Consider the following 17,065-nt stretch of genomic DNA (forward strand, 5'->3'; position numbering starts at 1 on the left):
TGACGGCATAACAAGCCGCGCTCCCAGGCTGACTGTTTGACGCGCTTGCACGCGTCAAATGAAAAAGCCCCGCAATTGCGGGGCTTTTTTGTGGCTGCGCGCTTTACCTGCTTGCGCGCTCGCGCTAGTGGTAGTGCTTATTCGCCGCTCGCCTGCGCATTGCTGCTGTCGAGCGAGCCGTAGAACTTCACCTTCGAACGGGCACGCAGCGATTCGACGTAAGCCTCAGCGTCGGATTGCGCATCGACTTGCGCAATCTGCTGCTGCGCAGCAGCCAGACGCTGCGGATCGATAGGTGCGCTTGCAACGACCGCGTTCACGCGATAGATCGCATAACCGTCGCCGCCGAGGTCCACACCGACGTACGCAGGTAACTTTTGCGCGTCTGCCTTGTAGATTGCACTCAATGCAACCGGCGGCACACCTTGCGCGTCGTTGCGCGACACCTTCAGCGTCGACGAGAAGCCCGTCGTGGCCTTCGACTTATCGAGCTCCGCCAGCTTCGCAATGCCTTCCTTGTGAGCGGCCTCGTTCGACTGAGCCGCGATCACTTTCTGACGCACTGCGTCCTTGACGGCGTCGAGCGCCGGCACGGCTGCAGCTTTGTAATCCGTCACGCGCGCCGCGATCAACGTGTTACCGCCGACATCGATCGCTTGCGTGTTGTTGCGCGCGGTGACTGCATCGCTCGCGAACACCGCAGCCAGGAACTTCGCGTTGTTCAGCGGGCTGTCAGGCGGCAGCTTCGGATCCGGCTGCGGCGTGACCGTGGCCGTTTGCAGTTGCAGCTTGTACTTGTCGGCAGCCGGCTGCAGGCTCTTCGCCTTCTCGTAAACGATCGACGTGAAGCCTTCCGAGTCGTCGCTGAATGCCTTGCTCGCCAACTGCGTTTTCAGGTCTTTTGCGATTTGATCTTTCACTTCGTCGAACGGCTTGGTGACGGCCGGCTTCACGTCCGTGACCTTGACGATGTGATAGCCGAAATCGGTCTGCACGATGCCGCTGACTTCGTCTTTCTTGAGACCGAACACGGCGTCGTCGAATGCCTGGCCACCAGCGATCATGCCGCGACCGAAGTAACCCAGATCACCGCCCTTCGACGCCGAACCCGGATCCTGCGAATTCTGCTGCGCGATCTGCGCGAACTGGTCCGGATGCGCCTTGACCTGCGCGAGCACCTCGTCGGCCTTCTGCTTTGCCTTGGCCTTGTCAGCTGCGCTTGCATCTTTTGGCGCGGCGATCAGGATGTGGCTCGCGCGCACCTGGCCGTCCGTACGGTAATGCGCGATGTTGTCGTCGTAGTACTTTTTCAGATCAGCATCGCTCGGCTGCACAGCAGCCGACAACGTTGCCGGCGACATCACAAGGTACTGGATCGTTGCCGTGGCGGGCGTGGCGAAGTCGTTGCGATGCGCGTCGTAATACGCCTGAAGTTGCGCGTCCGTGGGCTGCACCTTCGCTGCATAGTCGCGCGGATGGAACGCAATGCCCTGCACTTCGCGTTGCTGTTCGGCGAGCTCAGTGAGATGCTGTGCGAGCGTCTTCGACGTGAAGGCGCTGCCTTGAATGCTTGCAGGCAACTGCTGCGTGGCAATGCTGTAACGCACACGTTCGTCGTACTGATCGGGCGTCATGCCTTGCATCGCGAGCAGCTGCTTGTAACGGTCGACGTCGATCGAGCCGTCAGGATTCTTTAGCGACGAGATCACCGGATCGTTCAACAGCACACGGCGCACGGCGTCGTCAGATGCGGTCAGATGCAGGCGCTGTGTTTCGTCGGCCAGCACGCGCTGCTCGATCAGACCGTCGAGCATTTCGCTACGACGCGCAGGCGTATCAAACGACTTCATGTCGAACTGCGCACCGAGCATTTGACGGGCGCGGTCGAGTTGCTGACGCATCGCGTCGTCATACTCTGCGCGAGTAATCTTGTGGCCGTTAACGCTGGCGACGTTTGCACTTTCGTCAAAGAAGCCGCGGAAGCCTTGAATACCCACAAAACCCAACCCCGGCACAATGACGAGGATGAGCATGAACATCATCAGGCGTTTGTGATTGCGGAAAAAATCGAGCATGCGTGAGGGAGTGCCAAAAACAGAACGCCCGATCTTACAACAGCGGGCAATAAAAAAGGCGAACCGGAGTTCGCCTTTCGTGGATACTGGCGGAGTGGACGGGACTCGAACCCGCGACCCCCGGCGTGACAGGCCGGTATTCTAACCGACTGAACTACCACTCCTTATACTGCACTTGTACTAAACAGAACCACTATGCCGAATCTGAAACTGGTGGGTGCTGAGAGGCTCGAACTCCCGACCTACGCCTTGTAAGGGCGCCGCTCTACCAACTGAGCTAAGCACCCGTTTCGCGATTCAGCGTGCTCCTGCTTTTGCTGCCCGATTGATCAACTTGCGTATCAACTAGTGCGACACCAAGTCACACAGATCACGCACGATTCGTTGCACTTCTTTCTAACGAATCTGCAATTCCTCAAGCAGCAAGCCCATTAGTTTAGCGCATCCTTCAGAGCTTTGCCAGGCCTAAATTTAGGGACCTTCGCTGCCTTGATCTTGATGGCGGCGCCGGTGCGCGGATTGCGCCCCGTACGCGCGGTACGCTTGCCCACGGCAAAGGTACCGAATCCCACCAGCGTCACCGAACCGCCCTTCTTCAACGTACCTTTGACCCCACCGATCACCGCGTCGAGTGCACGACCTGCCGCCGCCTTCGAAATATCGGCTTGCTGTGCAATGTGATCGATCAATTCCGTTTTATTCATTCCAACCCCCGAGAATGTTTGTGGCAACCGTGACGGCGCTCTGTAGCGCCTGGCATCACGCGGCCGGCGGGTAACGCCGAGCCGACTCATTAGAATTGGCCGAAACCCTTGTGTCAAGCGGGGTTGAGCCTGATTTAAGCGCTTCTGGAGGGCGCCCTCTGTCACCAAATCTTGCGATAGATCGATGCGCGCACAACCAGTCGCCGGCTTAGGAGGTTCTTTACTCAAAAAGTGGGATTGCGCGCGTTCCAGACATGATTTCATGCATCTCGCAGGCAATAAAAAACCCGCGACCGAGGCCGCGGGTTTTCATACAGCAAACAGCTTTCGCTACTGACCAGCTTAGTGCTTCACGACTTCCGTTGCACCGGCGTCTTTGCCCGGCTCAGCCGCCGCGACAGGCGCAGCAGGCTTGGGCTCTTCGTCCGGCAACGCCTGCGGCACACGTTCGAGCGCCAGTTCCAGAACCCTGTCGATCCAGCGGACCGGCATGATTTCGATGGCGTTCTTCACGTTATCCGGAATCTCCGTCAAGTCCTTGACGTTTTCTTCCGGAATCAGCACCAGCTTGATACCGCCGCGATGCGCCGCCAGCAGTTTTTCCTTCAGGCCACCGATCGGCAGGACTTCGCCACGCAACGTGATTTCGCCCGTCATCGCGACATCGGCACGAACCGGGATACCGGTCAACACCGACACCAGCGCGGTCGTCATCGCGATACCGGCCGACGGACCGTCCTTCGGCGTCGCGCCTTCCGGCACGTGAATGTGAATATCCTGCTTCTCGAACGCTTCGTCCTTGATACCCAGACGGCGCGAACGCGAGCGGACCACCGAGCGCGCAGCCTCGACGGATTCCTTCATCACGTCGCCGAGCGAACCCGTGCGGATCACATTGCCCTTACCCGGCATCACCGCGGCTTCGATGGTCAGCAGATCGCCGCCCACTTCCGTCCACGCAAGACCCGTGACCTGGCCAACCTGATTTTCCTTCGCAGCCAGACCGAAGTCGTACTTGCGCACGCCGAGGAACGTGTCGATATTGCTACCGTCGACCGTCACCGCGCCTTCCGCCTTCTTCAGCAGAAGCATCTTCACGACCTTGCGGCAGATCTTCGAAATTTCACGCTCGAGCGAACGGACGCCCGCTTCACGCGTGTAGTAACGAATGATGTCGCGGATCGCGGTTTCCGTCACATCGACCTCGCCATCCTTGAGGCCGTTGTTCTTCTTCTGCTTGGGCAAAAGATAACGTTGCGCGATGCTGACCTTCTCGTCTTCCGTGTAACCCGACAGACGGATCACTTCCATCCGGTCGAGCAGCGGCGGCGGAATGTTCAGCGAGTTCGACGTTGCCACGAACATCACGTCCGACAGATCGAAGTCGACTTCGACGTAGTGATCGGCGAACGTATGGTTCTGTTCCGGATCGAGCACTTCCAGCAGAGCCGAGGACGGATCGCCGCGGAAATCCTGGCCCATCTTGTCGACTTCGTCGAGCAGGAAGAGCGGATTGCGCACGCCGACCTTGGTCAGGCTTTGCAGAATCTTGCCGGGCATCGAACCGATGTACGTACGACGGTGACCGCGGATCTCGGCTTCATCGCGCACGCCGCCGAGCGCCATACGCACGAACTTGCGGTTCGTAGCGCGAGCGATCGACTGACCCAGCGACGTCTTACCAACACCCGGAGGCCCAACGAGGCACAGGATCGGCGCTTTCACCTTGTCGACACGTTGCTGGACCGCGAGATACTCGAGAATGCGTTCTTTCACTTTCTCGAGACCGAAGTGGTCTTCGTCGAGCACGCGTTCCGCATTCGAGAGGTCGTTGTTGACCTTGCTCTTCTTGCGCCACGGCAAGCCGATCAGCGTATCGATGTAGTTACGCACGACGGTCGCTTCAGCCGACATCGGCGACATCAGCTTGAGCTTCTTCAGCTCGGCGTCGGCCTTCTTCTTGGCTTCCTTCGGCATGCGGGCAGCCGTGATGCGCTTCTCGAGTTCCTCGAGATCCGCACCTTCTTCGCCTTCGCCCAGTTCCTTCTGGATCGCCTTGACCTGTTCGTTCAGGTAGTACTCGCGCTGGCTCTTCTCCATCTGGCGTTTCACACGCCCACGGATGCGCTTTTCGACCTGCAGGATGTCGATCTCGGCTTCGAGTTGCGCGAGCAGATGCTCGAGGCGCTCGATGACCGGGAACATTTCGAGAATGTGCTGCTTCTGGTCGAGCTTGAGCGGCAGATGCGCCGCGATCGTGTCGGCCAGGCGGCCAGCCTCGTCGATGCCCGACAGCGACGTCAGGATCTCCGGCGGGATCTTCTTGTTCAGCTTCACATACTGGTCGAACTGCGACACGATCGCGCGGCGCAGCGCTTCAGTTTCAGCGCTGTCGGCGTGGTCGGGTTCGAGCGGCATGACTTCGCACGAGAACTGCGTTTCCTGTTCTTCGATGGAAAGCGTTTTCGCGCGCTGCAAGCCTTCGACGAGCACCTTAACGGTGCCATCGGGCAGCTTCAGCATTTGCAGGATGTTGGCGATACACCCTACTTCGTACATGTCCTTTTCGGTCGGCTCATCTTTCGCAGCCGTTTTCTGGGCGACGAGCATGATGTGCTTGCCGCCTTCCATCGCTGCTTCGAGAGCCTTGATCGACTTCGGGCGGCCTACGAAGAGCGGAATCACCATGTGCGGGAAGACGACTACGTCACGCAGCGGGAGCAGCGGGAGCGTAATGCGTTCCGGCGGAAGGAGTTGGGTTCCTGACATTTCATTTCCCCATGAGTGGAATCAGTTCGTTCGATAGGTGAGGCCAGCAGAAAAGATTGCAAGCCTCCGCGTGTGGGAAAAGTTCAGTGACTCCGAAGGTTCAGTGACTCCATAGTGAAAACAACCATCCTGACCACACGATAAACGAAAAAAGCCGTTCACGTTGCCATGAACGGCTTTTTTTGCAGAACCCGAAAGCCGATCAGTTCGAACCCGCCACTTTGGGCGCGTCTTCGTAGATCAGTAGGGGTTTCCCGTCGCCGTCAATCACGTTGTCGTCGATGATGACCTTGCTAACACCTTTCATCTGCGGCAAATCGTACATGACATCAAGCAACGCCTGTTCCAGGATGGAGCGCAGGCCGCGAGCGCCCGTCTTGCGACGGATCGCCTTGCGTGCAACAGCCTGCAACGCAGCCGGGCGAATTTCGAGCTCGACGCGTTCCATATTGAACAGCTTGTGGTATTGCTTCACCAGAGCATTCTTCGGTTCGACGAGGATCTTCATCAAAGCCACTTCGTCGAGCTTGCCAAGCGTAGCCACCACCGGCAGACGGCCGATCAGTTCAGGGATCAGGCCGAACTTGATCAGATCTTCCGGCTCCACTTCGCGCAGCACTTCGCCGGCGTCGCGGTCCTGCTTGCTCTTCACGCTTGCGCCGAAGCCGATACCGGTTTTCTCGGTACGGTCGACGATGACTTTCTCGAGGCCGTCGAATGCGCCACCGCAAATGAACAGAATATTGGTGGTGTCGACCTGGATGAAGTCCTGATTCGGATGCTTACGGCCACCTTGCGGCGGCACCGACGCCATCGTGCCTTCAACCAGTTTCAGCAGGGCCTGTTGCACGCCTTCGCCCGACACGTCGCGGGTGATCGACGGGTTGTCGGACTTGCGGCTGATCTTGTCGATTTCGTCGATGTAGACAATGCCGCGCTGGGCCTTGTCGACTTCGTAATTGCAGTTCTGCAGCAACTTCTGAATGATGTTCTCGACGTCTTCGCCGACATAGCCGGCTTCCGTCAGCGTCGTTGCATCGGCAATGACGAACGGGACATTCAGAAGGCGTGCGAGCGTCTGTGCGAGCAAGGTCTTGCCGGAACCGGTCGGGCCGATCAGCAGAATGTTGCTCTTGGACAGCTCGATTTCGTCCTTCTTGTCGAGGTGCTTGAGGCGCTTGTAGTGGTTGTACACCGCGACCGCGAGAATCTTCTTCGCGCGTTCCTGACCGATCACGTACTGGTCGAGGATTTCACGGATTTCCTGCGGACTCGGCAGATCGGACTTGGACAAGCCCGCCTCGATGCCCGCACCTGCAGCCTCATCGCGGATGATTTCGTTGCACAGGTCGATACATTCATCACAGATGAACACCGACGGGCCGGCAATCAGTTTTTTGACTTCATGCTGGCTCTTGCCGCAGAACGAGCAATACAACAGCTTTTCGCTGTTAGAACCTTTCTTGTCCGCCATAGATGTGTGAGCCTCCGGACACTCGATTACATGATACGCCGTTTGCCCCGGCCTCGCAGTTTGGGCGCGGCAGGGCTTGAGCCAAGGTGACGGCGTTTGCCGCAGGCACTCGGACGAGTCTTGATTATTTCACAACCGATCCGACGACGGCCTCGCCCCATTTTGGGGCAAGATCGCACCGGCGTTTCAAGGACACTTCAAGGACGCTTGTGCGCCACCTGATCAACCAGACCGTAAGCTTGCGCGTCATCGCCGGACATGAAATTGTCGCGGTCGGTGTCGCGTGCAATACGCTCGACCGGCTGGCCGGTGTGGTGCGCGAGCAGGTGATTCAGACGTTCCTTCAGGTACAGAATTTCACGCGCCTGGATTTCGATGTCCGACGCCTGGCCGCGCGCCCCGCCCAGCGGCTGGTGAATCATCACCCGTGAATTCGGCAGCGCAAAGCGCTTGCCCTTCGCGCCCGCTGCCAGCAGGAATGCGCCCATACTGGCCGCGAGACCCATGCACAACGTGGACACGTCCGGCTTGATGAACTGCATCGTGTCGTAGATCGCCATCCCGGCCGAAACCGAACCGCCCGGGCTGTTGATGTAGAAGCTGATGTCCTTGTCCGGGTTTTCACTTTCAAGGAACAACATCTGCGCGACGACGAGGTTGGCCGTCTGGTCGTTCACTTCGCCGACCAGGAACACGATGCGTTCCTTCAGCAGACGCGAATAGATGTCATACGAGCGCTCGCCCCGGCCGCTCGTTTCCACGACGATCGGCACCAGTCCGAGCGCCTGCGCTTCGAGATCCCGGGACGACTGGGAGGTCAACGTGTCCAGCATTTGGGCGCGAAAGGTCATGCAATGGATCCTTGTCTGGAAATATTCTAAATATTAGATGCTAGACAGGTGTGGCCGACGAGCCCGTATTCAAGTGCCCGATCAGTGCGAGCGCGGCGTGCGACGCAGTGTGAAACACACCATGCAAAACGCACCGCACTTTCACAGCACAAAAAAACGGCGTGCGGGCCGTCGCTCCGACAGCCGGCACGCCGTTGCAGCGACGCTTACGCTTGCGCCGTTGCGCTTGCCAGTTCTTCGAAGCTTACTTCCTTGTCCGTCACCTTGGCCTTGCTGAGGACGAAATCGACGACGTTGGCTTCAACGACGTACGCTTCCATTTCTGCAAGACGTTGCTGATTGGAATAATACCAGCGGACGACTTCCTTCGGGTCTTCGTAGCTTTTCGCGAATTCGTCGACTTCGGCACGAATCTGCTCCGGCTTGGCTTGCAGTTCGTTGGCCTTGACCAGCTCGGCCAGCACGAGGCCCAGCTTGACGCGACGCTCAGCCTGTTCCTTGAACATTTCAGCCGGGATCGGTGCGTCGGCGGCGTTCGGCACGCCACGTTGCTCCAGGTCCTGACGCGCCATGCCGACGAGGCGTTCCTGATCTTGTGCGATCAAGGCGCTCGGCACGTCGAGCTCCGAAATCTTCAAGAGCGCGTCCATCACCTGATTCTTGACGATGGCTTGCGTGCGGCGCTTCGCTTCGCGTTCGAGATTGTCTTTGATTTCAGCGCGCATCTTGACCAGATCGCCGTCTTCGATACCGAGCGACTTGGCGAATTCGGCGTCGATTTCCGGCAGATGCGGCCACTCGATCTTCTTCATCGTGATCGTGAATTGCGCAGTCTTACCAGCGACATCCTTGCCGTGATAGTCAGCCGGGAAAGCCAGGTCGAATTCCTTCGATGCGCCGACCGCGAGGCCCAGCGCTGCCTTTTCGAATTCCGGCAGCATGCGGCCTTCGCCCAGCACGAAAGCGAAATCTTCAGCGCTGCCGCCCTGGAACACTTCACCGTCGATCTTGCCGACGAAGTCGACCGTCACGCGATCGCCGTCTTTAGCCGCCGTGTCCGCGCCGCCGTCGCCATGCTCGCCGGCTTCGCCGCGAGCGTGGAAGTGCACGCGCTGCTTGCGCAGGATGTCCAGCGTGCGGTCGATTTCCGCTTCGCTGATGGTGGTCGTGGTGCGTTCGATTTCAGCCGTGGCGACGTCGCCCAGCTTCACTTCCGGATACACCTCGAACGTCGCGTCGAACGCGTAGTCGCCTTCAGCAGCGTCGGCCTTCGGCGCGAAGCTCGGCTGACCGGCAACGCGCAGATTTTCGGCGCGGCTGATGTCGAAAAATTCCTTGCCGACCTTGTCGCTCAGCACTTCAGCTTCAACCTGGCCCGAATACTGTTGCGTCACCATCTTGAGCGGCACCTTGCCCGGGCGGAAACCCGGCATGCGCACGTTCTTTGCCAGTTGGCGGATACGCGAGTCCACTTCCTTCTGCACGGCGTCCTTCGGCAGGGAAATCGTTACGCGGCGTTCGAGCTTGCCGAGGTTTTCAACAACGTTAGCCATGGCTTCAATCGTCCTAAAATTATTCGAGCGAATCAGTTATCTTCTCCGTGCCGCTTTTCGATGTCGCCGATGTCGCATTTGCGTCGTCTGGCATCGATAGCGCGCCTGCGCCGCGGGCTTGCAGGCCGCCGGCAGCACGGTTGGGTCCAAAGAGCCGAATATTTTAGCAAACTATTTGCGCGCTTAGCCGGGATTCGATGATTGCGCGCGCTTTTATCGGTGTTCGAGCCGTTTTCCGCGCTGTTTTTCGCCTGTTTGCAGGTTGCCTGGCGGCGGTTCGCTGAACGCTTCACGCCCATCCCCTGCCAGTTTTCAGCCCGCTTACGGCGTCTTAACGACCCCTTTCCCTGCCACGCTTGCGTCGGAAGCGTCCGCATGACCGATATGCCTCGCGCCCGCCGCCCGCGTTCATACGGATGGATCCCGCGCGCGCCTCCACGGACAATCCCGGCTATGCCATTCGACATATTCAGTCGGCGCGCCCATGCTGATAAGCTTACGGACGCGCTCGGGGCTGCGCACGCATCTGGTCAATTCACCCGCCCTCGCAACGACTCCAACCATTCAGAGACACCATGCCGAATTTGCCGTCCTCGCCTGTCGTCGTCATCGCCCCCGATTCCTTCAAAGGTTCGCTCAGCGCGGAACAGGTCGCCCTGGCGATTGCGTCCGGCATCCAGCGCGCCCGGCCGGACGCCAGCGTGCGCATCTGTCCGATGGCCGACGGTGGCGAAGGCACGCTCGACGCCATGCTCACGAGCGGCGGCGAACGCCGCAAGCTGAGCGTGCGCGGCGCGGCCGGTCCGATGCGCGAGGCACTCACGGGCCTGCTGGCAGACGGCAGTGCGATCATCGAAACTGCGGAAATCGTCGGCATTACCGATCCGGTCGGCATGGGTGTACCGGTCGAGGCGCGCAGCACGCGCGGCATGGGCGAAGCGATTCGCGCGCTGCTCGATGCAGGCGTGCGGCGCTTTTTCGTCGCGCTCGGCGGCAGCAGCACGAACGACGGTGGCGCCGGCCTGCTGGCCGGCCTCGGGCTGAAACTTTTCGACGCACAAGACAAAGAACTCGACGCCACACCCGAACAACTCGCGCGCGTGGCGCGTCTCGACGTGTCGCAACTTGATGCGCGCCTCGCGGACACACAATTCGTCGGCATGTCGGACGTGGATAATCCCCTGACCGGCGATCACGGCGCAACCGCGGTGTTCGGTCCGCAAAAGGGCGTGAAGCCGGAACAGGTTGCTGCGATCGACGCCGCCCTCGCCCGCTTCGCCGATCTGCTCGAGGCAGCGCTCGGGCGCACAGCCCGCGACCAACCCGGCGCGGGTGCGGCCGGCGGTCTCGGCTTTGCGCTGCACATGCTCGGCGCGCAGTTCGAGCCGGGTGCGGAAACCGTCGCGCGCCAGATCGGTCTGGACGCGGCGCTCGAGGGCGCGAACTGGCTGATCACCGGCGAAGGCCGCTCGGACGTGCAAACGCTGCACGGCAAGGCGCCGTTCATTGCGTGCCGTCATGCGCAGGCGGCGGGCGTACCGGCCACGCTGCTCTCAGGCGCGGTCGACTCCGCGGCGCTACCGCGCCTCGCCGAATACTTCAGTGGCTGCTTCTCTCCGGCCCCGGGGCCGATCACGCTCGAGGTTGCGATTCGCGACGCGGCGCGTCTGCTGGCGGACGCGGCCGAACAGTTGACGCGTCTGAAATACGGCGCGCGTTGACCGGCGGAACGGTTGCGGCAACAATCACAGCGCCACGACCGCACCCACTCACCACGGGAAGACAATGAAGGCATCCGCCAGAACCGGACTCGAACAGTTCCTCACGTACCGTCTGCACGTCCTGAACAAACTCGCCGAGCGTGGCATCAGCGAGCGCTATCAGGACAAATTGGGCGTGACATTACCTGAAGCAAGAGTGGTGGCGTCGGTGGGCTCGTTTGGACCGTTTTCGATCATGGAACTGGCGCGGCACGCTAACCTCGATAAGAGTCAGGCGAGCCGTGCGGCTGAGGCATTGATCAAACAAGGACTTGTCAAGCGCGAGCCGAGCGCCGAAGACGGGCGCGTCGTGCTGGTGTCACTGACCCCTGAAGGCCGCGCGCTCTATCGCAAGGTGATGCCGATCGCGCGCAAGTGGAACGGGGATATGTTCGACTGCCTCGACGAACAGGAAAAACTCGCGTTCGGCGAAGCGCTGGACAAGATCATCAACACGATGTCGGAGCGCGAGGAGTAAGCAACGGCGTGCGCAGGCGCGGGGTGCCCGTGACGGGCAATCCTCTGGCGCCGCGTTCGCTCTGTTCGGCGCGATTGCCACGCTACAGCGCTGCCCCTCGGCACGTTCCAATAGCACGACTTCCTGCAATCCTTTACGCCGAGGTACGCTCGCACTGAAGTCACTTCTTTTCCGTGCTTTGACCGTCAGCGCTAGCGGTGCCTGCGTCCTTAGCTGCAGCGCTCGCCGCGCCTGACCCGCCGCCGAGGCCATCGGCCAATCCGCCAGCGTCGGCCGCGCCGGCCACTCCACCGCCGCCGTCGGCCACGCCGTGAGCCTGAGCCGCAGCCTGCCCCTGAGCGCCACGCGCAAGCCGCCAGGCAATCGCACCGAGCGAGCCAACGGCCAACAACAAAGCGGCCCACAACATATAGCGCCGCATTGCATCGGGGTCTTTGCCCGACAACTGCGCATCCGCCTCCGGCCCAACGGGCAATTCCTCACCCACCCGCGCCATCACCGCAACTGACGAAGCGCCCATCAGCAGATCCGCGCGGCTCACCGCCGACGACACCGCAGCCGCATTCCCCACCGCCAACGTAAACGGCGCCGCGCCGCGCGCGACAAAGGTGAGCGTCGCCGGACGCCAGCCCGCGGCGACGGTCAACGCACCGCTTCCCAAACCGCCGTTGCGCGTGTCGACCACCACGCGCCAGTGGCGATCCGTGTCGGGCTCCATTTCAAGCGATGGATTGCTCTGTTCCACCGTGCCGTTATGCAAGCGGAACAGCGTCGCGCTCGATACCTCTCGCCACGCCGTCTCCAGACCCGAGCGCGAATAGACGACGGCCGGCGCCACCGTATTCGGCTGCGGGAGATTCAGACGCAAACGATCGACGGGATACGGCCCACCGCTCTCGAAGAAATACTCACCGGCTTTCGGCCCCGGATGGGCGACGATCCCTTCGCGCCATTGCCGTTGCATATCCGCGCGCTGCGCCGCGCCGGCGCTGGACACCTGCACCTGAGCGTCGATCGATTCGACATACGGCGCGCCGTCGAGCCAGTGCAAACGCAGATAACGCGCGCGCATCCCGTTGAGCTCGATGCGATCCTGGCTCAGCGTGCTGCCGTTGTAGCTGACCTTGAGCAGTTGTGCCTCGCCCGCGGGTTGCCAGTTGCGCAGATCGTCACTCGACTCGACGCTGACGCGCCCCTGGTAATTGTCGTCACGCACATGCACGACCAATGCATCGACCCGCGCTTCGCCCCGCGCCTCGCGCGCGACGTCGATCAGGTCCGTGTCATGTTGCGAGCGATCAGGCGGCGCTGAGGTTGCTCGCAGCGATCCGTCAGCGGCAATCGTCACGCCGAGTGGCGCACCGGTGCCGCCGGAAGCGGCGGGCGGCAAGGGAAACCAGTGCACCGTTCGCAATGTGGCCGGCGCGCGGGCTGACTCGCGTGGCGCGTCAAGCGAATACGGCACAGGTTCGCCGGCGCCATTGAATACGCGCACATCACCGAGATCGTTGCGCTGACTGGCAGCGTAAACGGCCGCCGGCAACGGCACGCTGTAATAGGCGGCGCCGCTTTCGAGTTCGAGCGCAAAACGCAGGGCAAAACGATCGGCCGCTACGGCCGCCGTCGATACCCACACGGACGAGATCGCAAGACACCACCCCGTCGCTATCAGGACACGCTTCATTGCTCAGTTTCCAGAACGGCCGCTTTCGGCGGCAACGGCGAGAAGTAGCCTATCAGCAGCAGCATCAGACCGATACCGATGAACGACACGATCCGTTCGATACCCGTCACGTGCGACAAATCGAACAGGAACAGCTTGACGACGGTCGCCGCCAGCAGGCCGCCGCCGATGAACCAGAATATCCGGCTCGCCCGGCGCGTTGCCCAGATCATCATAGCCAATGCGCAGACTGTCCAGAACACCGATATCGAAGCCTGCACGAGCATCGAATGTGACATCTCGTCGAGCTGATACGGCACGCCGATCCAATGATGCAGCGTGCGCAGCAGCATCGCATTGAGCCAGATGAATCCGGTCACGCCGACCGCCACCTGCAAGGGCACACGGTATTCGCCGACCGGCACACCCAGACGGCTGATGCGCACGAGCCACAACGCCGCCAGCGCAAAAATCACCGCCTGCACCAGGTCGAGCGGATTGAGTAGCGGCAGCTGCGCCCAAGCGCCGCCATCTTGTGTCAGGTTCGCGTAGAACGTCCAGACCCACATCACCAGCACGAGCGGCGTCGATGCAATCGCGCACAAGCGCACGATGCTGTCGCGACGCGCGAGCCACAGCCCGGCAAATGCAAACGCGCTCCAGCCGACCAGAAACACCTGTTGGAAATTGAACGACGCCAGCACGGCATCGACATCGTACGCCGCATGGAAATGATGATGCAGCGTGCGCAGCAGCAACGCGTTGAACCATAGGAACAGCGTCGCGAGCACCGCATAGTCGAAGGCCCGCGGATGCCAGTGCACACCGAGTGCGCGCAACCGCCGCAGCCACACGGCGCAGGCGATGAACGCGAGGATCTGCGCGACATCCAGTGGATTCAGAATCGGCAGCCAGAAGAGCGGCGCGGCGCTGCCGTCGCTCGTCACGCTCGCGATGCTCCAGGCCCACAGCAAGGCGGCGAGCGGCGCCGCGGCCCACACCTGATAGGCCATTACGAAACGCGCGACCGGCCAGCGCAAACGATGCCCGACGCCCGCCACCAACAGCAGCAGAATGCCGAAGCCATAAGCCCACGCGCTCCAGCTCCATGCGCCTTCCGGCACGTAGGCGCGCAGGCCCCAATAGCCTTCGAGCGCGACGAGCGCGCCGGCGGTCCAGAACATCAGCGTATGAAGCGGCGCAAGCACACGATCGCCGACATCGCGTTGCTGACGCCACAGCAGCAAGTAGGTGGACGCGGCGGCGACCGCGCAAACCAGCCAACCGTAACCGCTGACCGGCGCCATGCTCAACATGAACAGGCCCAAGGTCAGCAGAGCGAGAACCGGCACGAGCGCGAGCGCCGGAAGTTCGACGAGCGGCCAACGCAGCTTGCGGCGCGTGCCGTGCGCGAGCCACGCTGTCAAAACGGCGAACAACGCGACGACGGCAGTCTCGAAGCGATCGCGGTCATACGCAAGATGGGTCTGCGCATACGTGTTAATTTCGCTGAGACCACCCAATATCCACCACGACAGCCCCCACACGCCGGCGACAAGGCCAATCTGAGGCATCCACGCGTGCCACGCGCCCGCCTCGCTCCGCCCATGCAGCCGCCATCCCGTGAAGATGCCCGCGACCGCGATCAGCACGCTCGCGATATACGCACCGTTGAGCACCGGCCAGGCATGCGCGGCATCGATCTGCGCAAGCGTGCCGACCACATACGCACCCGCCGCGGCCAATTGCATCAGCAAGCCGAAGCCGAACGCGATCAGGCGCCGCTGACGCACAGCGAGCCAGGTGATCGCGGCGCCTTCGATTGCCCAGGTCGCGCTCGTGGTCGGTCCGGTGAAAGCGAGCGGGATCGCGAGCGTGGCAAAGATCACGGCCAGCGCGAGCATGGCTTCGAACATCATGCCGAGATGCGCGCGCCGCCGCGCGAGCCAGCCCGCGATCGCGAGGTAGAACGCGGCCAGCGCCACCGCGCTCCACGCGAGACCGAATTCGGTGCCTTTCATCAGCGCCGCTTGCAGACCGATCGCAACGAGTGGCGTGCCGAACACCAGCGTGCCGTCGACGTAATGCTTGAGCGCGACCTCGCGGCGCACCGCGTAGAGCAAGGCGATGCCGACGTACATCAGGAAGAACAGAATCAGGAACGGTTCGGTGCTGGCAAGCAGTTCGGGCCGGTAGGCCGTCACGCCCCACGCGGCGCCGATCGAAAACGTGAACACGAAGCCGAGCAGATTGAGAGGCCGCCACGCCTTGAACCACGCAATCGCGAAGATGCCCGCATTGAGCAGCGCGTAGTAGCTGAACAGCATCACGTGACTGCCGCCGCCCGTCGACAGGAGCACCGGCGCGAGGAAGCCGCCCGCGCTGCCCATGAAGGCCAGCGACGACGCGTTCTGCCGCACCGCCAGAAACGCGCTCAAGCCGCAGATCGCGATCATCAGCGGCAAGGCGGCGCCCGCCGGCAGCAGATGGTAGAGCCTGGTTGCGGCGAACACGGTCAGATAGAGCGCGCCGACGCCACCGCCCTGCAGAATCAGCCCGTACGCGCCGCGGCGCTCACCGATACGCCAGCCGAGTCCGATCAGCACGGTTGCAGCAAGCGCGACGCCGGCAAGGCGGAATTCGATCGGCAGCAGGCTGTTGTCGGCTGCGTATTTGAGCAGGAACGCAATGCCGAAGAACAGCACGATGATGCCGACCCGCACGACCGTGTTGCCGCCGAATAGCCAGTCGCGGCCACTTTTGAAGAGGCGTTCGGCGAGATTGGGACCGCGCGGCGGAGACGGTGGTGCGGGCGGGGTTTGCGCTGGCAGTTGTTCGGTGGAAAGCGCGGGCCCGGCGGATGGCGACAGCGTCATCGGGCTGGTTGGCTGAGCACTCAGCGTGCTTGATGCACCTGAAGCGCTCGATGCAGGCGTGCCGGTCGACACGGGTGGCGTGACCGCAGTGGCGCTCGTCGTCGGGCGCACAGCGGCGGGCTGCGCCGGCATTGCCTCAGGCTCGGGATGCGACTTCTGCCGCACTGCAGGCGGCATCGCGTATGGACGCGGCACGACATTGGCCGGACGCAGTTTGAACGTCGCAGGCTCGCCATCCACGCTTTCAGTCGCCGATACGCCTGTAACGCTGGCCCGCAATTCGTGGATCTCGCCGCGCAGCGCGACGATCTCGCGCTCGAGTTGCTCGACGCGCTCGGCCAATGTGCCGGATGGGCTGCCGGGTTGGCTCAAGCTATAGGCCGCAGCCGGCTTGGATGTGGGTTCGTTCGCGACACCCGGACGCTTCTTTTGCAACAGCCGCGCAATCGCAACGCCGGCCACCCCACCCACCAATGCACCGAAGCCGATCGAGAAATCGTTCGACACGGCGGCGATTATCCCGACCACCACGCCGATCACGGCAAATATCACGCTCATCGCATCCCTCTTTTATTGTCTTCTGTTGCGAGATCCATTTGTCGCCCGGATTAATCCGAGAATATCGCGTCAGCAATACAGCGAAAATCGGCGCGCAGAATACCACGTAAAGCACGCTTTTGAGCCATCGGGCGAGCGCTGTCGGATCGTGACGCTTATTTGCTGATGCATATCGGTTTTTCCCAACTTTGCGCGCTTATTTCCAGAGATTAATCCGCCGGCGGGTAGGCATGAGCGCATCGCGTGCATTTAACAATTTACGCAATATGGATGACAACGGATACCACCCAATCTCGGGCGCAGT

The 17,065-nt window shown here is 61.5% G+C and carries 10 protein-coding genes and 2 tRNA genes; 2 read left to right on the forward strand and 10 right to left on the reverse strand.

The genetic code is table 11. The annotated features are described in order from the left end of the window. Nucleotides 1–137 precede the first annotated feature (137 nt). The 8 genes from M0D68_RS12655 to tig all read right to left on the reverse strand — a co-directional run bounded on the left by M0D68_RS12655 (nucleotide 138) and on the right by tig (nucleotide 9,426). On the reverse strand, nucleotides 138–2,075 hold the full coding sequence (locus M0D68_RS12655; RefSeq protein WP_266224409.1) for a SurA N-terminal domain-containing protein: 1,938 nt from the start codon (nucleotides 2,073–2,075) through the stop codon (nucleotides 138–140). A gap of 87 nt (nucleotides 2,076–2,162) precedes the next feature. Continuing rightward, a tRNA-Asp gene (locus M0D68_RS12660) sits at nucleotides 2,163–2,239 on the reverse strand. A gap of 47 nt (nucleotides 2,240–2,286) precedes the next feature. Further along, nucleotides 2,287–2,362 (reverse strand) — tRNA-Val (locus M0D68_RS12665). 144 nt (nucleotides 2,363–2,506) lie between these two features. After that, complete coding sequence (locus M0D68_RS12670; protein WP_308187586.1) at nucleotides 2,507–3,043, reverse strand: HU family DNA-binding protein; 537 nt, start codon at nucleotides 3,041–3,043, stop codon at nucleotides 2,507–2,509. Between the two features lie 78 nt (nucleotides 3,044–3,121). Further along, a complete protein-coding gene (gene lon / locus M0D68_RS12675) occupies nucleotides 3,122–5,548 on the reverse strand; it encodes an endopeptidase La (protein WP_054039529.1) in 2,427 nt (808 codons plus the stop codon). A gap of 202 nt (nucleotides 5,549–5,750) precedes the next feature. After that, nucleotides 5,751–7,022 carry an ATP-dependent Clp protease ATP-binding subunit ClpX gene (gene clpX / locus M0D68_RS12680; protein ID WP_007182009.1) on the reverse strand — a complete coding sequence of 424 codons (1,272 nt, stop codon included), beginning with the start codon at nucleotides 7,020–7,022 and terminating at the stop codon, nucleotides 5,751–5,753. Nucleotides 7,023–7,219: 197 nt separating this feature from the next. Continuing rightward, nucleotides 7,220–7,873 carry an ATP-dependent Clp endopeptidase proteolytic subunit ClpP gene (gene clpP, locus M0D68_RS12685; RefSeq protein ID WP_007182010.1) on the reverse strand — a complete coding sequence of 218 codons (654 nt, stop codon included), beginning with the start codon at nucleotides 7,871–7,873 and terminating at the stop codon, nucleotides 7,220–7,222. 206 nt (nucleotides 7,874–8,079) lie between these two features. Further along, entirely contained in the window at nucleotides 8,080–9,426 is a 1,347-nt protein-coding gene (tig, locus tag M0D68_RS12690; protein ID WP_054039527.1) for a trigger factor, read from the reverse strand. 575 nt (nucleotides 9,427–10,001) lie between these two features. On the opposite strand from tig, the gene M0D68_RS12695 reads away from it, so the two are divergent. Beyond that, nucleotides 10,002–11,147, forward strand: a complete 1,146-nt coding sequence (locus M0D68_RS12695; protein WP_266224411.1) for a glycerate kinase — start codon at nucleotides 10,002–10,004, stop codon at nucleotides 11,145–11,147. A 64-nt stretch (nucleotides 11,148–11,211) separates the two neighbouring features. After that, complete coding sequence (locus tag M0D68_RS12700) at nucleotides 11,212–11,664, forward strand: MarR family winged helix-turn-helix transcriptional regulator (RefSeq protein WP_054039525.1); 453 nt, start codon at nucleotides 11,212–11,214, stop codon at nucleotides 11,662–11,664. Nucleotides 11,665–11,824: 160 nt separating this feature from the next. On the opposite strand, the gene M0D68_RS12705 is transcribed toward M0D68_RS12700, so the two are convergent. Together M0D68_RS12705 and M0D68_RS12710 are read right to left on the reverse strand one after the other, a co-directional pair. After that, nucleotides 11,825–13,348: a DUF3999 domain-containing protein gene (locus M0D68_RS12705; RefSeq protein WP_266224413.1), complete on the reverse strand. Its 1,524-nt coding sequence runs from the start codon at nucleotides 13,346–13,348 to the stop codon at nucleotides 11,825–11,827. Beyond that, a complete protein-coding gene (locus tag M0D68_RS12710) occupies nucleotides 13,345–16,761 on the reverse strand; it encodes a DUF2339 domain-containing protein (protein ID WP_266224414.1) in 3,417 nt (1,138 codons plus the stop codon). The genes M0D68_RS12705 and M0D68_RS12710 overlap by 4 nt, the downstream gene beginning before the upstream one ends. Nucleotides 16,762–17,065 lie beyond the last annotated feature (304 nt).

Origin of the sequence: Paraburkholderia sp. SEWSISQ10-3 4 (genome assembly GCF_030464785.1) — a bacterium.
Classification (GTDB): Bacteria; Pseudomonadota; Gammaproteobacteria; order Burkholderiales; family Burkholderiaceae; genus Paraburkholderia; species Paraburkholderia aspalathi.